The organism is Amycolatopsis sp. NBC_00438, assembly GCF_036026695.1.
In the GTDB taxonomy this organism is placed as follows: domain Bacteria; phylum Actinomycetota; class Actinomycetes; order Mycobacteriales; family Pseudonocardiaceae; genus Amycolatopsis.
In genome coordinates, this window is the sequence record NZ_CP107923.1 from 613,260 (window position 1) to 630,937 (window position 17,678).

Below are 17,678 nucleotides of genomic sequence, written 5' to 3' on the forward strand. Positions count from 1 at the left end.
TCGCGGTGCACCCACGTCGTCGGGGGACGGGGGTACGCCACCGCCCGCGCACCGTGGAGACGCCCACCCGGATGCCGTGAGGCCTCTGTCCGCTCAATGGCCCTGGTGCACCTTCCCCGGTACCAGGTCAGCAGCGGGCGGACAGGGACCTGACGGCATCCGCTGCATTTCCCCCGAGTCGCCCACGGAAAACGGGCACCGAGAAAGGGGGAGGGAACATGACGGCACCCGAGCACGTCCCGGTGCTGCTCGAGCGCATCGTCGAGCTGTTCGCTCCCGTGTTCGCCGACCGCGACGCGACCCTCGTGGACGCGACCGTCGGGCTCGGCGGGCACTCCGACGCCATCCTCGAAGCCTTCCCGCGCCTGCGCCTGGTCGCCCTCGACCGCGACCCCGCCGCGCTGGAGCGCTCCGCCGAACGCCTGGCCCGCCACGGCGATCGCGTCAGCTTCGTGCACACGATCTACGACGAGCTCCCCGAGGCACTGGCCGGGCTGGGACTGTCCCGTGTGGACGGCATCCTGTTCGACCTCGGCGTCTCTTCGATGCAGCTGGACCGCGCCGAGCGCGGGTTCGCCTACTCGAAGGACGCGCCGCTCGACATGCGGATGGACCCGACGACCGGGTTCACCGCCGCCGACGTCCTCAACACCTACACCCCGGGCGAGCTGATCCGGATCCTGCGCGACTACGGCGAAGAGCGGTTCGCGCAGCGGATCGTCCGGGCGGTGGTGAACGCGCGGGAGAAGGAGCCGTTCACGATGAGCGGGCGCCTGGTCGAGCTGCTCTACGACGCCGTCCCGGCGGCGAGCCGGCGCACCGGCGGGCACCCGGCCAAGCGGACGTTCCAGGCGCTGCGGATCGAGGTCAACGGCGAGCTCGAAGTGCTGCGCCGGGCCATGCCCGCCGCGTTGCGCGCGCTCGCCGTCGGTGGCCGGATCGTCGTCGAGTCCTACCAGTCGCTGGAAGACCGGCTGGTCAAGCAGGCCCTGGCCGAACTCGCGAAGTCCCGCACGCCGGAAGGACTTCCCGTGGAGCTGCCGGGGCACGGACCGGAGCTGAAGCTCCTGACCCGAGGGGCCGAAAAGGCCGGCGAAGAGGAGACCGAACACAACCCGCGCGCCGCTTCGGTGCGGTTGCGGGCCGCCGAGAGGATCGGAGAGCCGCGATGACCGCTCCCACGAAGCGCCGGGCCGGCGGGCCCGCGACGCGCAAGCGTGACAGTAGTGTCGCGCGCGGGACCACCGTCGAGGTGGAAACCGAGCCGCAGACCCAGGAACCGGGCCAGGCCGCGCCCCGGCGCGCGTCGCGCGGGCGGACGTCCGCGGCCGAACGCGCCTACGCCCGCCGCGCCCAGCGCGCCGACCTGCTGAAGGAGCGCGAGCCGCGGCCCGCGCCGAAGGCACAGCGGGAGCGGGTGCCGGAGGCGCCGAAGCTCAAGCTGAAGCTGCGGCTGCCCAAGTCGCGCGCGTCGTTCGTGCTGCTGATGATGGCGCTGCTGGCCGCCGGCGTGGCGACCACGCTGTGGCTGACCACGCAGGCGATCGCCGACTCCTACCGCCTCGAGCAGCTGCGCACGACGAACTCGAACCTGGCGGAGACCAAGGAACAGCTGCAGCGCGACGTCGCCAAGGCCGAGTCGCCCGCGTCGCTCGCGCCCGCGGCCCAGCAGCTGGGCATGGTGCCCGGTGGCGACCCGGCGCGGATCCTCGTCGGGCCCGACGGGAAGACGTCGCTGGTCGGCGAGCCCAAGAAGGCCAAGGCGGACACCCCGGCGGTGCCGGCCGCGCCGCCGGCCGCCCCCGCCGCGGGCACGCAGTCGCAGCAGGGCGCGCCGATCGAGGGCGACCAGCCCGCGGTGCCGGCCGAAGAGCAGCCCGCACCGCCGCCGGCGCAGCCCGGGGGCCAGTGATGGCGGCGAGCAGAGGGGGCCAGGCCCGGGCGCGCAACGCGGGCAGCGCGCGGCGGACCTACGCGGCCGGGACTCGCAGCGCGGCCGCGAGCCGGGGCAACGGCGGTCACCGCAGCCGGTTCTCCGCGGTGCGCCTGATCCTGGTCGCCGTGCTCGTCGTCGCGGGCGCGAAACTGGTGCAGGTGCAGTGGTTCGAGGCCGGCGAACTGTCGCTGGCCGCGGAGAAGCAGCGCACCCAGACCATCGACATCCCGGCCCAGCGCGGGTCCATTGTGGACCGCAACGGCGCCAAGCTGGCGTTCAGCGTCGAGGTCCGCACGCTGTCGGTGAACCTCAAGGCGTTCCACAAGAGCATGGACGACCTGGCCGCGAAGACCCCCGCCACGAAGAAGACGTTCGACACCGAGACCGCCGCGGCCGCGAAGTACATCGCCGCGAAGGTGCCGAGCCAGCTCACCGAGCAGCAGCTGCTGGACCTGTTCCACAAGCAGGCGTCCTTCACCTACCTGGAGAACAACGTCGAGCCGTCGGTCGCCGCCGACATCGTCAAGCAGTTCCCCTGGATCGGCGTCGAGAAGCGCGCGCTGCGCGAGTACCCGGGCGGCAGCCTCGCCTCCAACATCGTCGGCGCCGCGAACTGGCGCTCCGACGACCCGGACGTCTCCAAGCACAACCTGCACGGACTGGTCGGGCTGGAGCTGGTCCGCGACAACGACCTGGCGGGTACGCCGGGGCGGATGCTGGTCAACACCAAGAACGGCAGCGACAACGTCGTCATCCCGGGCACCGAGCGCGACCTGCAGGCCGCCGTCCCGGGCTCGGACCTCGAGCTGACCATCGACTCCGACCTGCAGTACGAGGTGCAGCGGCAGCTGACGGACTACGTCCAGCAGTCGCACGCCAAGGGCGGGCAGGCCGTGGTCATGGACGCGAAGACCGGCGAGGTCTACGCGCTGGCCAACGACAAGTCGTTCGACCCCAACGACCAGTCGACGTGGACGACCGACGACCTGGCCAACCCCGCGGTCACCACGCCGTTCGAACCCGGCTCGGTGAACAAGATCGTCACCGCCACCGGGGCGATCGACTACGGCGTCGCGACGCCGGAGTCGACCATCGCGGTGCCCGGCGCGCTGCAGGTCGCCGACAAGACGGTGCACGACGCCTGGACCCACGGCACGCAGAACTTCACCACCGCGGGCATCTTCGCCAAGTCCTCCAACATCGGCACGCTGCTGCTGGCGCAGAAGATCGGCCCGGACCGCTACTCGGACCTGCTCAAGAAGTTCGGGCTCGGCCAGCGCACCGGCGTCGGCCTGCCCGGCGAGAGCGCGGGCGTGGTGCCGGCGCAGAGCCAGTGGTCGGCGACCACGTTCGGCAACCTGCCGATCGGGCAGGGTCTGTCGATGACCGTGCTGCAGATGGCCGGGATGTACCAGGCGATCGCGAACGACGGCCTGCGCGTCGAGCCGCGGATCGTCAAGGCGAAGGTGAACCCGGACGGCACCACCGTGCCCGAACCGGCGCCGCGGACGACGCAGGTGGTGCCCGCGCCGACGGCGAAGACGGTGCGCGACATGATGCGCGCGGTCGCGCAGAACGGCAAGGGCCTGCAGAAGGGCACCGCGCCGACGGCGGCGGTCGAGGGCTACCAGATCTCCGGCAAGACGGGCACCGGCCAGCAGGTCGACCCGCGGACGAAGGCCTACAGCGACCACCTCTACAACATCACCTTCGCCGGCATCCTGCCCGCCGACCACCCGCGGTTCGTCGTCGGCATCCGGCTGGACGCGCCGGACACCACGCTGCCGGTGGGCCACTCCGCCGCGCCGCTGTTCCACACGATCGCGTCGTACCTGACGCAGCGGTTCCAGATCCCGCTGTCCGACGGCCCGGCGCCGGAGGTCCCGCTCATCCAACCGTGAGCCGAACCACGAGCACAGTCCGTGAAAGCCCCCTCACTCCGGTGAGGGGGCTTTTCCGTGCTCACCGTCCACTTCGGCCGAACGCGGCGGGGAAAGCCTTGCGCCGCAAGAGGGTCTGCCGGCGCGTTTAGCACATGTGCCGGGTGCGCACGCAATCGCCGTACCGCGTGAGGGCCCCCGAACCGGCCGCCGGTAGCCTCTTGGCCGTGTCCGTGTCCTCGTCCAGTTCCCCGGTGCCGGAAAGCCCGGTGAAAGCGGTCCCCGCACCGCCGCGCCCGGCGCGCATCGTCCCGGTCCCGCTGGCGACGCTGCTCGCCAGGGCGGACGCCCGCCTGATCGCCGACTCGCCCGACGCCGCCGACCTCACGGTCACCGGCGCCACCCTGCGGGCCCAGCACGTGCTGCCCGGCGACCTGTTCGCCGCGCTGCCCGGCGCCCGCGCGCACGGCGCCGACTTCAGCGACCAGGCCGTCGCCGCCGGGGCCGTCGCGGTCCTCACCGACGCCGCGGGCGCCGAGCGCCCCGCGTTGCGCGACGCCGGCGTCCCGATCCTGGTGCACGCCGACCCGCGCGCCGCCCTCGGCGAGATCGCCGCCTGGATCTACGGCGAGCCGTCGCTGCGGCTGTCCGTGCTCGGCGTCACCGGCACCTCCGGCAAGACCACGACGTCCTACCTGGTCGACGCCGGGCTCGAGGCCGCCGGGCTGACCACCGGCATGATCGGCACGGTCGAGACCCGGATCGCCGGCGAACGGCTGGTCAGCGGGTTCACCACGCCGGAGGCCCCGGACCTGCAGGCGCTGCTCGCGGTGATGCTGGAGCGCGGCGTGACGCACGTGGCGATGGAGGTCTCCAGCCACGCGCTCGCGCTCGGCCGGGCCAACGGCACCCGGTTCACCGTCGGCGCGTTCACCAACCTCTCCCAGGACCACCTGGACTTCCACAAGGACATGCAGGAGTACTTCGCCGCGAAGGCGCTGCTGTTCGACGGCCGCTCGACCACCGAGGTCGTCGTGGTCGACAGCGCGTGGGGGCAGGCGCTGCTCACGCCGCAGACGATCACCGTCACCACGGACCCGGGGACCGAGGCCGTCTGGAAGGCCACCGACCTGGAGGCCACCCCGCACGGCGAGCAGACGTTCACCCTGCACGGCCCGGACGGCGTGTCCGCGCCCGCCCGGATCCCGCTGCCGGGTGAGTTCAACGTCGCCAACGCCGTGCTCGCCGCGGCGATCCTGAGCACCGCCGGGGTGAGCCTGGAGCACATCGTCGCCGGGCTCGCGCGGGTGCAGGTGCCGGGCCGGATGGAGCGCGTCCACGTCGGCCAGGAGTTCACCGCCGTCGTCGACTACGCCCACAAGCCCGCCGCCGTCGCGCAGGGCCTCGACGCGCTGCGCGCCCGCACCGACGGCCGGATCATCACCGTGCTCGGCTGCGGCGGCGACCGGGACACCGCGAAGCGCCCGATGATGGGCGAGGCGGCGGCCCGCCGCAGCGACGTCCTGATCGTCACCGACGACAACCCGCGCTCCGAGGACCCCGCGGCCATCCGCGCCGCGATGCTGGCCGGCGCCCGCGGCGTCGGACCGGCCGAGGGCGGCGAGATCGTCGAGATCGGCGACCGCCGCGAGGCCATCGCGCGCGCCGTAGCGCTCGCCGGACCGGGCGACATCGTTTTCCTCGCCGGCAAGGGGCACGAGACCGGCCAGGAGGCCGGCGGCGTCGTGCACCCGTTCTCCGACCGCGACGAGCTGGCCGCGGCCATCCGCAACAAACTCGAGGTGAGTGTGTGATCGTGCTCAGCCTGGCCGAGATCGCCGACGTCGTCGGCGGCCGGCTGCACCGCGCCGACCCGGGCGCCCAGGTGACCGGCAGCGTGGAGTTCGACACCCGGCAGCTCGTCCCCGGCGGCCTGTTCGTCGCCCTGCCGGGGGAGAAGGTCGACGGCCACGACTTCGCGGCGAAGGCCGTCGAGTCCGGTGCCGTCGCCGTGCTGGCCGCCCGGGAGGTCGACGCGCCCGCGATCGTCGTGCCTCCACTGGGGGAGGGGGAGGCCCACGAGCGGTCGGTCGCGCTGACCGGCGACCAGGACGGCTCCGGCGCCGCGGTGCTCGCCGCCCTCGCGAAGCTGGCCCGCTACGTCGTCCGGCGGCTGGCCGAAGGGTCCCTGACCGTCGTCGGCGTCACCGGCTCGTCGGGCAAGACGTCCACGAAGGACGTCATCGCGCAGCTGCTCGAGCCGCTCGGCCCGACGGTCGCGCCGCCCGGGTCGTTCAACAACGAGCTGGGTCACCCGTGGACCGCGCTGCGGGCCGACGCGCAGACCCGGCACCTGGTGCTGGAGCTGTCCGCGCGCGGGCCGGGCCACATCGCCCACCTCGCCGAGATCGCCCCGCCGAAGATCGGCGTGGTGCTCAACGTCGGTACCGCGCACGTCGGCGAGTTCGGCTCCCGCGAAGGCATCGCGAAGACCAAGGGCGAGCTGGTCGAGGCGCTGCCCGAGGACGGCGTCGCGATCCTCAACCTCGACGACCCGCTGGTCGCGGCCATGGCGAGCCGGACGAAGGCCCGTGTGGTGTTCGTCGGCGAGACCGCGTCCGCCCAGGTCCGCGCCGAGGGCATCACCCTCGACGACCAGGCCCGTGCGTCCTTCCGGCTGGTCACCCCGGCCGGCGACGCCGACGTCACGCTGCCGCTGCACGGCGAGCACCACGTCGGCAACGCGCTGTCCGCCGCGGCGGTCGCCCTCGAGCTGGGCTCGACCCCGGCCGAGATCGCCACGCGGCTGTCGTCGCTCGAACGGCGGTCCGCGCGGCGCATGGAGGTCGTCACCCGCGCCGACGGCGTCACGATCCTCAACGACTCCTTCAACGCCAACCCCGAGTCGATGCGGGCCGGCCTGAAGGCCCTGGCGGCGATGACGCGCGAGACCGGCCGCCGGTCCTGGGCCGTGCTCGGCGTGATGGGCGAGCTCGGCGCGGACGCCGTCACGGCGCACGACGAGATCGGCCGGCTGGTCGTGCGGCTCAACATCGCCAAGCTCGTCGTGATCGGTCCCGAGGCCGCGGCCATGCACCAGGGAGCCACCCAGGAGGGTTCCTGGGGCGAGGAAGCGATCCTGGTACCCGACGTCGGGGCCGCCGCCGCCCTGCTGCATGATCAGCTCCGTCCCGGGGACGTGGTGCTGGTCAAGGCCTCCAAAGCCGCCGGTCTCTGGCGTGTCGCCGAAGCCCTGCTCGAACCCCGGGAAACCGACAATTCCGAAACACGCTCGAACGGTGGTGACGCGTGATCAGCATCCTGATCGCGGCCGCTGCGGGCCTGCTGGTCTCCATCATGCTCACGCCCTACCTCATCCGGGTCTTCTCCCGGCAGGGCTTCGGGCAGGAGATCCGCGAGGAAGGCCCCCAGGGACACAAGTCCAAGCGCGGTACCCCGACCATGGGCGGTGTCGCGATCATCGTCGCGATGGTCGTCGGGTACTTCGCCGCGCACCTGATCAACTGGATGTTCAACTCCCGCAGCGGCGCGCCGACGGTCTCCGGGCTGCTCGTGCTGATGCTCGCGGTGGGCCTGGGCATCGTCGGGTTCCTCGACGACTTCATCAAGATCCGCAAGCAGCGCAACCTCGGGCTGAACAAGACCGCGAAGCTGGTCGGCCAGCTGGTGGTCACCATCGCGTTCGCGGTGCTGGCGCTGAACTTCCCGAACGAGCAGGGCATCACGCCGGCGTCGGAGAGCCTCTCCTACGCCCGTGACCTCGCGCTGATCACGTTCCCGTCGATCATCTTCGTGATCTTCTGCTACATCGTGATCTCCGGCTGGTCGAACGCGGTGAACTTCACCGACGGCCTCGACGGCCTGGCCGGCGGCGCGGCGGCGATGGTGCTGGCCACCTACGTGGTCATCTCGTTCTGGCAGGAGCGGCTGTCCTGCGCGAACGGGCCGGCCCAATCCTGTTACTACGTCCGGGATCCACTGGACCTGGCGGTGGTGGCCGCCGCGGCGGCCGGCGCGTGTGTCGGGTTCCTCTGGTGGAACGCGGCCCCGGCGAAGATCTTCATGGGCGACACCGGCTCGCTGGCCTTGGGCGGCCTGGTCGCCGGGCTGTCGATGACCACCCGCACCGAGCTGCTCGCCATCGTCATCGGCGGTCTGTTCATGGTCGAGATGATCTCGGTGGTCGCGCAGATCGCGGTGTTCCGGACCACCCGGCGAAGGCTGTTCCGGATGGCCCCGTTCCACCACCACTTCGAACTCGCCGGGTGGGCCGAAACCACGGTGATCATCCGGTTCTGGCTGTTGTCGGCGATCTGCTGCATGTTCGGCCTCGGCCTGTTCTACTCCGAGCAGCTCGGAGGCTGACGTGGAGATCGACGGTCGTCACGTCCTGGTCGCGGGTGCCGGTGTGACCGGCAAGTCGATCGTTCCCGTGCTGGTCGAGCTGGGCGCGCGCGTCACCGTCACCGACGGCAACGCCGAGCGCCTCGCCGAGCTGGAAGGTCTGGGCGCCGAGCTGGTTCCGGGGCTGACCGAGCCGCCGGCCGACGTCGTCCTCGTCGTCACCAGCCCCGGCTGGCGCCCGACGTCGCCGCTGCTGGTGGCCGCGGCCGAGGCGGGCGTCGAGGTGATCGGCGACGTCGAGCTGGCCTGGCGGGTCGGGCAGCTGCGCGAGCACCCGCCGTCGTGGCTGGTCGTCACCGGCACCAACGGCAAGACGACCACCGCGGGCATGCTCGAGTCGATCCTGCGGGCCGCCGGTGCGCACGCCGTGGCCTGCGGGAACATCGGCTACGCGGCCCTCGACGCGGTCCAGGCCGGCTACACGGTGCTGGCCGTGGAGCTGTCGAGCTTCCAGCTGCACTGGTCCTCGACCCTCTCCCCGGACGCCGCCGTGGTGCTGAACCTCGCCGAGGACCACATCGACTGGCACGGCTCGATGGACTCCTACGGCGCGGCCAAGGGCCGCGCGTACGCCCACGCCAAGGTCGTGGTGCACAACGCCGACGACGAGTGGTCGAAGCGGATCGCCGACGAGCACGCGCCGGAGAGCGCCCGCCGCGTCGCGTTCCGGCTGGACACGCCGTTCGCCGGCGAGCTCGGCCTGGTCGAGGACCTGCTGGTCGATCGCGCCTTCACCGCCGACCCGGCGGTCAGCGCCGAGGAGCTGGCCACGATCGCCGACGTCCGCCCGGCCGGCCCGCACAACGTCTCGAACGCGCTGGCCGCGGCCGCGCTGGCCCGCGCCCACGGCGTCACGCCGGAAGCCGTGCTGAAAGGCCTGCGCGAGTACCAGCCGGCGCCGCACCGGGCCGTGGAGGTCGCCGAGGTCGCCGGCATCCGGTACGTCAACGACTCGAAGGCGACCAACCCGCACGCGGCCGCCGGGTCGCTGCGCGCGCACGAGAGCATCGTGTGGATCGCCGGGGGCCAGCTCAAGGGCGCCTCGGTGGACGAACTGGTGAGCAGCATCGCCGGCCGGCTGCGCGGAGTTGTGCTACTCGGGGTGGATTCACCCGTGATCGCCGCCGCGGTTGCGCGACACGCGCCGGATGTCCCGGTGAACAGCCTCCGTCCGGGTGACCATGAACCCATGACTGCGGCGGTGAGTGCGGCCAGCGCGATGGCCCGGCCAGGTGACGTGGTGCTGCTCGCACCCGCCGCGGCGTCGTTGGACATGTTCCGCAATTACGGCGAGCGCGGCGACGCGTTCGCCGCCGCGGTGCGCGTCCTCCACGACGACGCAGCGGGGGCGCCGAGTGACGGTAGTTGAGCCGGACAAGAAGCGGCAGCCACCGCCGAAGCGGCCGCGCCGGGAGCGCAAGGAGAGCGGCTTCGTCGCGTTCCGGACCGCGCTGACCGCGTGGCTCTCGCGCCCGCTGGCGTCCTTCCACCTCGTGCTCGCCCTCACCGGCGTGCTCACCGTGATCGGCATCGTCATGGTGCTCTCGGCGTCGTCGGTCGGCTCGTACGACCCGAAGACCGGCAGCGGCGTGTACGCGCTGTTCACCAAGCACCTGGTCTTCGTCGCGCTCGGCGGCGTCGTGTTCTGGGTGGGCATGCGGGTCAAGCTGGAGCGGATCCGGCGGATGTCGGCCACCGCCACGGTCGCCTGCCTCGGCCTGCTGGTCCTGGTGCTGACCCCGCTCGGCTCGACCGTGAACGGCTCGCAGGGCTGGTTCCGGATCGGCGACTTCACCTTCCAGCCGGTCGAGGCCGCGAAGGTCGCGCTCGCGTTCTGGGGCGCGCACATCCTGGTGATCAAGTACAACGTGATCCACCAGTGGCGGCACCTGCTGGTGCCCGTGGTGCCGATCGCCCTGCTGATGTTCGCCCTGGTCATGCTGCAGCCCGACTTGGGCGGCACGGTCACTCTCGCCGTGGTGCTGCTGGCCCTGCTGTGGTTCGCCGGCGCGCCGAAACGGCTGTTCGGCGTCATCCTCGCGGGCGGCCTCGCCGGCGTCCTCGTGCTGGCGCTGATCGCGCCCTACCGCCTCGCGCGGGTCATGTCGTTCCTCTCGCCGGACCCCGACACCAGCGCCGCCGGCTTCCAGGCCAACCAGGCCAAGCTCGCGCTCGCCGACGGCGGGTTCCTCGGCAAGGGGCTCGGCCAGGGCGCGTCCAACTGGGGTTACCTGCCGAACGTGCAGAACGACTTCATCTTCGCCCTGATCGGCGAGGAGCTCGGGCTGGTCGGCTGCGTCGTCGTGCTCGCCCTGTTCGGCGGGGTCGCCGTCGTGGGCCTGCGGATCGCCACCCGCAACATCGACCCGTGGATCCGGATCGTCTCCGGTACGCTGACCGTGTTCCTCGTGGCGCAGGCCGGCATCAACATCGGCTACGTCGTCGGCCTGCTGCCGGTCACCGGCGTCACGCTGCCGCTGATCTCCTACGGCGGCACCTCGCTGGTGATCACCATGCTCATCATGGGCGTGCTCGCGAACGCCGCCCGGCACGAACCGGAGGCGGTGGCCGCGCTGCGGACACAGGGGCCGGGTAAATTCGGACGTCTGCTGCGGCTGCCCGCGCCCGACCCGTACCGCCCGCCCGCCACGCGCAAGGGGGCGGCGCGCGCCGGGGCGAAGGCGGCCAGGCCCGCGCCCCGTGCGGCGCGGCCCGCCCCGGCGCAGGAACGGCGCAAGTCGGTCCGCGAGCCGGTGCGCCGCAGCGCGGCACGGACGAGCACGGCCACGTCTCGCGGGGCCGCGCGGACAACAGCGAGCCGTGGTACCCGGAGTACCGCGAACCGGAGAGGTCATTGGTGAGTAAGCCCGTAAAGGGAACCGAGCGAGCCGTCGCGGGCAAGGCGCCTGTGGTCGTGGTCGCCGGTGGTGGCACCGCAGGACACATCGAACCCGCCCTCGCCCTGGCCGACGCCGTCATGCGGCTGCGCCCGGACGCGACGGTGATCGCGCTCGGCACCGAGCGCGGCCTGGAGAACAAGCTCGTCCCCGCCCGCGGGTACGCCCTCGAGCTGATCCCGCCGGTCCCGCTGCCCCGCAAGCCGACCCCGGAGCTGCTGCGGCTGCCGCTGAAGGTCCGCGACTCGGTGCGCAGGACCCGCGAGGTGCTGGAGCGCGTCGGCGCGGACGTCGTCGTCGGCTTCGGTGGTTACGTCGCCCTCCCCGCCTACCTGGCCGCGCGCGGGCGCACCCCGATCGTCGTGCACGAGGCCAACCAGTCGCCGGGCCTGGCGAACAAGGTCGGCGCCCGGTTCGCCGCGCGCGTCGCGGTCGCCGTCCCCGGCACGCCGCTGCCCAAGGCCGAGGTCGTCGGGATCCCGCTGCGGCGGTCGATCACGTCGCTCGACCGGGCCGCGCTGCGCGCGGAGGCCCGCGAGCACTTCGGGCTGGACCCGGACGCGCCGACGCTGCTGGTGTTCGGCGGCTCGCAGGGCGCGCAGTCGATCAACAGCGCGGTGTCCGGCGCGGCGAAGGAGCTGGCCGACGCCGGCATCGGCGTGCTGCACGCGCACGGCCCGAAGAACACCCTGGTCGTGCAGGAGTTCCCGGGGAAGCCGGCGTACGTGCCGGTGCCCTACCTGGAGCGGATGGACCTGGCCTACGCGGCGGCCGACGTCGCCGTGTGCCGCTCGGGCGCGATGACCGTCGCCGAGGTGACGGCGGTCGGGCTGCCCGCGGTGTTCGTCCCGTTGCCGCACGGCAACGGCGAGCAGGCGACCAACGCCCGCCCCGCCGTCACGGCCGGCGCGGCCCTGATGGTCGAGGACGCCGACCTCACCGCGGCGAAGATCGCCGAGCTGGTCGTCCCGCTGACCGTCGACGCCGACCGGGTCGCCAAGATGGGCGCCGCCGCGGTCGGGATGGGCCACCGCGAGGCCGACGAACTGCTCGCCAAGATCGTTCTGGAGGCCGCAGGTGCCTGAGTTGCCGGAAGAACTGCGCCGCGCGCACCTGATCGGGATCGGCGGCGCCGGCATGTCCGGGATCGCGCGGATCCTGCTGGCCCGCGGGGCTTTCGTGTCGGGCTCGGACGCCAAGGAGTCGCGCGCGCTGCTGTCGCTGCGGGCCCAGGGCGCCGAGCTGTTCATCGGCCAGCGCGCCGAGAACCTGTCCGAGCTGGCCGAGCCGCCGTCCGCGGTCGTCGTCTCGACGGCGATCAAGGAGACCAACCCCGAGCTGGCCGCGGCCCGCGCCGCCGGGATCCCGGTGCTGCACCGGGCGCAGGCGCTGGCCGGGCTGATGGAAGGCCACCGCGTCGCCTGCATCGCGGGCACGCACGGCAAGACTTCGACGACGTCGATGCTCACCGTGGCGTTGCAGCACTGCCGGCTCGACCCGTCGTTCGCCATCGGCGGCGACCTCAACGAGTCCGGCGCCAACGCCCACCACGGTGAGGGCGGCGTCTTCGTCGCCGAGGCCGACGAGAGCGACGGCTCGTTCCTGACCTACTCGCCGTCGGTCGCGGTCGTGACGAACGTCGAGCCGGACCACCTGGACCACCACGGCACCGCCGAGGCCTACACCAAGGTGTTCACCGAGTTCGTCGGCCGGATCGTGCCGGGCGGGCTGCTGATCGTCTGCGGTGACGACGCCGCGGCCGACGACCTGGGCGACCAGGCCGCGGAGCTGGGCGTGCGCGTCCGGCGCTACGGCCGCACGGTCACCGGCGAGGGCGACGCCCGCATCCTCGACTACACCCCGGCGCCGGACGGCGGCGTCGTCAAGCTCGCCCTCGACGGCGGCGAGCTGTCGGTGCGGGTGGCGGTGCCGGGGGAGCACATGGCGCTCAACGCGGTCGCCGCGCTGCTCGCCGGGCTCGAGCTGGGCGCGCCGGCCGACGGTCTGGCCGAAGGGCTCGCCGCGTTCGGTGGCGTGCGCCGCCGGTTCGAGTTCAAGGGCCGCTCCGGCGACGTCCGCGTCTACGACGACTACGCCCACCACCCGACCGAGGTGGCCGCGCAGCTGCGCGCGGTGCGGACCGCGGCCGGGACCGGCCGCGTCGTCGTCGTGTTCCAGCCGCACCTGTACTCGCGGACCAAGCTGTTCTCGGCGGAGTTCGCCGAGGCGCTGTCGCTGGCCGACGAGGTCGTCGTGCTGGACGTCTACGGCGCGCGCGAGGAGCCGGAGCCGGGCGTGAACGGCGCACTGATCGCGGACGCGGTGACGGTGCCGGTGCACTACGAGCCGGCGTTCGACGTCGCGGCGGAGCTGGTCGCCGGGCTGGTGAAGGGCCACGACCTGGTCGTCACCATGGGCGCCGGCGACGTGACGCAGCTGGGTCCGGAGATCCTCGCCGAGCTGGACAAGCGCTGACGCCATGAGTGCGACCAGCCAGCGCCGGCGGCCGTCCGAAGAGGACGAGCGGGATCGCGCCGCCCTGGCCCGGGAGCGGCGGGGCCGGCGGTCCGAAGAGGAACGCCGCCGGACCCGCGCCACCACCCGCCCCAGCCCGCGGGCCCGACCCAACCGGCGCGTCGAGATCCGCCGCCGGTGGGTCGCGCTGCTGAGCGTGCTGACCCTGGTCGCGCTCGTCTACCTGCTGTTCTTCAGTTCGATGCTCGGGGCGAAGGAAGTCTCGGTCACCGGCTCCCGCACGGTGACGGCCGACCAGATCCGCGCGGCGGCGGCGGTCCCGATCGACAAGCCCCTGCTGCGGCTGAGCACCGACGAGATCCGCGACCGGGTGGCGGGGATGCCGGGCATCGCCACGGTCGAGGTGTCGCGCTCGTGGCCGAGCACGGTCGAGATCACGGTGACCGAGCGCACGGCGATCGCGTTCTTCGACAGCGGCCCGGGAGGCGACGGGGTCCACCTGGTCGACGGCGGCGGAGTCGTCTTCAAGACGGTCCCGGCCCGCCCGCCGGGCCTGCCGGAGCTTCGCCTGCCCAAGGTGTCGGCGGACGATCCGGTGACCCGAGCGGTCACCGCGGTCCTCGGCGTGATCCCGGAGCAGCTGCTGAAGCAGGTGACCACGGCGACGGCGAAGACCCCGGCGAGCGTGGAGTTCACGTTGTCCAGCGGGAAGATCGTGCGCTGGGGCACCGCGGAGCAGACGGACCGCAAGGCGAAGGTCCTGGCGGCGCTGCTGACGCAAGAGGGCAAGGTCTACGACGTGGCCGCGCCCGAGCTGCCGACCATCACCTCCTGACCCGAACGCCACATCGGGGCGCTCGGCCATCTTCGAAAACCAGGTGCCCCGAGTTTCCGTATGCCATACGATCTCGTACGGCATACGGAAACGAGGAGGGCATCATGACGATCCTGGTGACGGGCGCGACCGGCAGTGTCGGACGGCTGGTCGTGGACGAGCTGCTGGCGGCCGGCGAGGACGTGCGCGCGCTGACCGTCGATCCCGAGCGGGCGAAGCTCCCCGAAGCGGCCGAGGTGGTCGTCGGATCGCTGGCCAGGCCGGACGAGCTGCCGCTCGGGGGCATCGACGCCGTCTACCTGGCGCCCATGGCGCGGACCGTGCGGCGGTTCTGCGAGCTGGCGGCCGACGCCGGCATCGAGCGGGTCGTCGCGCTGTCCGGCAGCAGCATCGGGGACGGGCACGAGGCCTCCAGCGGCAACGCCTACGCCGTCGTCGAGGCGGAGGTCGGGAAGGCCGGGTTCGCGTGGACCTTCCTGCGGCCCGGGTCGTTCATGGACAACACCCTCGACTGGGCCGGCATGGTGCGCGCGGGCGAGGTCGCCATGGCCTACGGCGACTCGACGCAGACCCCGATCGCCCTCGGCGACATCGCCGCGGTGGCCGCCCGGGTGCTCACCACGGACGGGCACGTCGGCGCCACCTATGTCCTCAGTGGACCGGAGGCGCTCAGCCTGCGCGGGCAGGTCGCGACCCTCGCGGCCGTGCTGGGCAACGAAATCCGGTTCCGCGAGCTGACTCCCGGCGAGCAGCGCGGGCGGTGGCTCGGCTACGGCGTCCCGGAGAGGGTCGCCGACTGGCTGCTGACCGGCTTCGAGTCCACCACGCGAAACCCGGAGGTGCCGACCGGCGTCGCCGAAGAACTCTCGGGGCGGCCGGGAACGACCTACGCCGAGTGGGTCGCCGCGCGCCGCGAGCACTTCGCCTGAGCGGACCCGCTCAGATCCAGCCGCGTTCCTTGGCCAGCAGCGCGGTCTGGAACCGGTTGCCCGCGCCGAGTTTGGCCATCACGTCGGCGACGTGCTTGCGGAACGTCCGCACCGACACGCCCATCTCACGCGCGCCGAGCTCGTCCTTGTCCGCCTGGCAAAGGATGGCGAGGACCTGCTTCTCCGTGGTGCTCAAGCCGGCGCGCGCGGTCGGGTCGGCGGCGCCCACCGGCGTCGCCTGCCGCCAGACGCGTTCGAACAGGCTCACCATGTTCGCGACCAATTCCGGCTGGGAGACGACGACGGCGCCGCGTTTGCTGTCCTCGGCGTCGATCGGGGCGACGAAAACCGTGCGGTCGAACAGGATCAGCCGCTGCAGCCCGGTGCCCTCGGCCGTGCGGATCTCCGCGCCGTGCTCGCACAGGTCGAGCAGGTACGCCCTCGTCCGCTCGTCGTCGAGGATCCCGGGCCGCACGACCGTGCGCATCCGGACGCCGCGGCGCAGGCAGCGGAGGTCGAGCGGCCGGGCGGCCGAGATCGTCTCGGGGCTCCACGGTCCGCTCGGCTGCAGGCCCATGATTTCGGTGCGGGCGAAGAACGACAGCTCGTCGAGCTTCTCCCGGACGCGGTCGAGGCCCTGGATGTGCTGCACTTCCGGCCCGGTCCCGCGCGCGGCGGTGGCGGTGAAGTCCTCGCTCAGCGAGGCGATCCGGCTCCGGCACGCGTCGATCCGGCCGATCTGTTCCCCCAACCGGGCGATCTCGAGCGAGATCAGGTTCTCCAGGGCGATCGCCGGGTCCCGCGCGTCGAACGTCTGCGCGTCGTCCTGCCGCACCAGCCCGAGCCGGACGAGCTCGCGGACGATCCCGCCGGCTTCCGTGCGGTCGACGTGCAGCGCGTCGGCAAGGCCGCCGACGGTGACAGTCTTGTGCCGCAAGCAATGGCGGTACGCGCGCTCGGCGGTTTCGTCGAGCCCGAGGTCCGCGAGGGTCATGGAACGCTCCCCTGGGTAGCAGCCCAAGGGCGTACGGTAGCAGTTTCGGTTTACCCGGACAGCGGCCATGCGCGGACAAGAACGGGGGAAAATGCGCGGCTGTGGTGACGTTCCGTCAATGCCGGGTGCGGGTCATCCCGGCCAGGGCGAGCAGCGGCAGCACACCGGCGAAGACGGTGACCGCCGTCCAGCCGCCGAGGTGGTAGGCGATCGAGCCGGCCTGTGAGCCGATCGCGCCGCCGACGAAGAACGTCGCCAGGTAGATGCTGTTGATCCGGGCGCGCGCCGACGGGTCGAGCTGGTAGATCGTGTGCTGGCCGACCACGAGGGTGGCCTGCACCGAGGCGTCGATCGCGATCGCGGCGATCGCCAGCAGGATGACGCTGTGCGCGCCGAACCCGGCGAGGGCGAAGGCCGCCGCGCAGACGACGAACGCGATCGTGGTGAGCCGGCGGCCGTGCCCGTGGTCGGCCCAGCGCCCGGCGAGCGGGGCGATCAGCGCGCCGCCCGCCCCGGCGAGGGCGAACAGCCCGACGCCCAGCTGGGAGTAGTTGAACGGCGGGGCGGTCAGCACGAACGCGATCGTCGTCCAGAAGGCGCTGAACGCGCCGTACATCGCCGACTGGTAGAGCGCTCGGTGGCGCAGCGCGGGGTGCTTCTTCGCCATCGCCAGGGTCGAGCGGATCAGGTGCCCGTAACCGATATCGGTCTTGGGGGCCCGCTTCGGCAGGCTGAACCGCAGCACGACGGCGAGCACGGCCATCGCCACGGCGGACACGAGGAACACCACCCGCCAGCTGGTGATCTCCGCGAGCAGGCTGGCCACCACGCGCGAGAGCAGGATGCCGAACACCAGCCCGCTCACCACGCGCCCGACGATCCGCCCGCGGATGGCGTCGGGGGCCAGGTCGGCGGCGAACGGGATGAGGATCTGCACGACCACCGACGTCGCCCCGACGAGCAGGGAAGCCAGCAGCAGCACGGCGAACCCGGGCGCGAAGCCGGTGACGACCAGGCCCGCGCAGGTGACGGCGAGCAGGCTCGAGACGAGCGTGCGGTTCTCCAGCCGGTCGCCGAGCGGGACGAGCAGGAGCATGCCCGCGGCGTACCCGATCTGCGTCGCGGTGACGATCCCGCCGGCGGCGGCCTCGCCGACGCCGAAGGTGTGCCGCAGCTCGGCGAGCAGCGGCTGGGCGTAGTACAGGTTGGCGACCGTCAGTCCACAGGAGACGGCCAGCAGCAGCACGAGCCAGCCGGGCGGCGCCTGTTGCCGCGGCTTCGTCTCGGTCATCTCCACCCCTCGGGAA

Annotated in this window: 14 protein-coding genes; 12 read left to right on the forward strand and 2 right to left on the reverse strand. The window is 72.6% G+C overall.

The features are described from left to right. Nucleotides 1-218 precede the first annotated feature (218 nt). From rsmH to OG494_RS03020, 12 genes are all read left to right on the forward strand, one after another. Complete coding sequence (rsmH, locus tag OG494_RS02965; protein ID WP_328451678.1) at nucleotides 219-1,172, forward strand: 16S rRNA (cytosine(1402)-N(4))-methyltransferase RsmH; 954 nt, start codon at nucleotides 219-221, stop codon at nucleotides 1,170-1,172. Then, on the forward strand, nucleotides 1,169-1,912 hold the full coding sequence (locus OG494_RS02970) for a hypothetical protein (protein WP_328451680.1): 744 nt from the start codon (nucleotides 1,169-1,171) through the stop codon (nucleotides 1,910-1,912). The genes rsmH and OG494_RS02970 overlap by 4 nt, the downstream gene beginning before the upstream one ends. Next, nucleotides 1,912-3,837: a peptidoglycan D,D-transpeptidase FtsI family protein gene (locus OG494_RS02975; protein ID WP_328451682.1), complete on the forward strand. Its 1,926-nt coding sequence runs from the start codon at nucleotides 1,912-1,914 to the stop codon at nucleotides 3,835-3,837. Before OG494_RS02970 ends, OG494_RS02975 begins: the two co-directional genes overlap by 1 nt. A gap of 248 nt (nucleotides 3,838-4,085) precedes the next feature. Next, nucleotides 4,086-5,630 carry a UDP-N-acetylmuramoyl-L-alanyl-D-glutamate--2,6-diaminopimelate ligase gene (locus OG494_RS02980; RefSeq protein WP_328458857.1) on the forward strand — a complete coding sequence of 515 codons (1,545 nt, stop codon included), beginning with the start codon at nucleotides 4,086-4,088 and terminating at the stop codon, nucleotides 5,628-5,630. Continuing rightward, complete coding sequence (locus OG494_RS02985) at nucleotides 5,627-7,129, forward strand: UDP-N-acetylmuramoyl-tripeptide--D-alanyl-D-alanine ligase (protein ID WP_328451684.1); 1,503 nt, start codon at nucleotides 5,627-5,629, stop codon at nucleotides 7,127-7,129. The genes OG494_RS02980 and OG494_RS02985 overlap by 4 nt, the downstream gene beginning before the upstream one ends. After that, on the forward strand, nucleotides 7,126-8,202 hold the full coding sequence (gene mraY, locus OG494_RS02990) for a phospho-N-acetylmuramoyl-pentapeptide-transferase (protein WP_328451686.1): 1,077 nt from the start codon (nucleotides 7,126-7,128) through the stop codon (nucleotides 8,200-8,202). The genes OG494_RS02985 and mraY overlap by 4 nt, the downstream gene beginning before the upstream one ends. 1 nt (nucleotide 8,203) lies before the next feature. Next, nucleotides 8,204-9,610, forward strand: a complete 1,407-nt coding sequence (gene murD, locus OG494_RS02995; protein WP_328451688.1) for a UDP-N-acetylmuramoyl-L-alanine--D-glutamate ligase — start codon at nucleotides 8,204-8,206, stop codon at nucleotides 9,608-9,610. Beyond that, nucleotides 9,597-11,102: a putative lipid II flippase FtsW gene (ftsW, locus tag OG494_RS03000; RefSeq protein WP_328451690.1), complete on the forward strand. Its 1,506-nt coding sequence runs from the start codon at nucleotides 9,597-9,599 to the stop codon at nucleotides 11,100-11,102. Before murD ends, ftsW begins: the two co-directional genes overlap by 14 nt. Further along, nucleotides 11,099-12,223 carry an undecaprenyldiphospho-muramoylpentapeptide beta-N-acetylglucosaminyltransferase gene (murG, locus tag OG494_RS03005; protein WP_328451692.1) on the forward strand — a complete coding sequence of 375 codons (1,125 nt, stop codon included), beginning with the start codon at nucleotides 11,099-11,101 and terminating at the stop codon, nucleotides 12,221-12,223. Before ftsW ends, murG begins: the two co-directional genes overlap by 4 nt. Then, on the forward strand, nucleotides 12,216-13,613 hold the full coding sequence (gene murC, locus OG494_RS03010; RefSeq protein ID WP_328451694.1) for a UDP-N-acetylmuramate--L-alanine ligase: 1,398 nt from the start codon (nucleotides 12,216-12,218) through the stop codon (nucleotides 13,611-13,613). The genes murG and murC overlap by 8 nt, the downstream gene beginning before the upstream one ends. Nucleotides 13,614-13,617: 4 nt before the next feature. Beyond that, nucleotides 13,618-14,448, forward strand: a complete 831-nt coding sequence (locus OG494_RS03015) for a cell division protein FtsQ/DivIB (protein ID WP_328451696.1) — start codon at nucleotides 13,618-13,620, stop codon at nucleotides 14,446-14,448. Nucleotides 14,449-14,552: 104 nt separating this feature from the next. Then, nucleotides 14,553-15,377, forward strand: a complete 825-nt coding sequence (locus tag OG494_RS03020) for an NAD(P)H-binding protein (protein ID WP_328451698.1) — start codon at nucleotides 14,553-14,555, stop codon at nucleotides 15,375-15,377. 10 nt (nucleotides 15,378-15,387) lie between these two features. Here the strand turns inward: OG494_RS03020 and OG494_RS03025 are convergent, their stop codons facing one another. Beyond that, the gene (locus tag OG494_RS03025; protein ID WP_328451700.1) at nucleotides 15,388-16,371 is read right to left on the reverse strand and encodes a LuxR C-terminal-related transcriptional regulator; all 984 of its coding nucleotides are present in this window, start codon (nucleotides 16,369-16,371) and stop codon (nucleotides 15,388-15,390) included. Between the two features lie 115 nt (nucleotides 16,372-16,486). Further along, entirely contained in the window at nucleotides 16,487-17,662 is a 1,176-nt protein-coding gene (locus tag OG494_RS03030) for an MFS transporter (protein WP_328451701.1), read from the reverse strand. Nucleotides 17,663-17,678 lie beyond the last annotated feature (16 nt).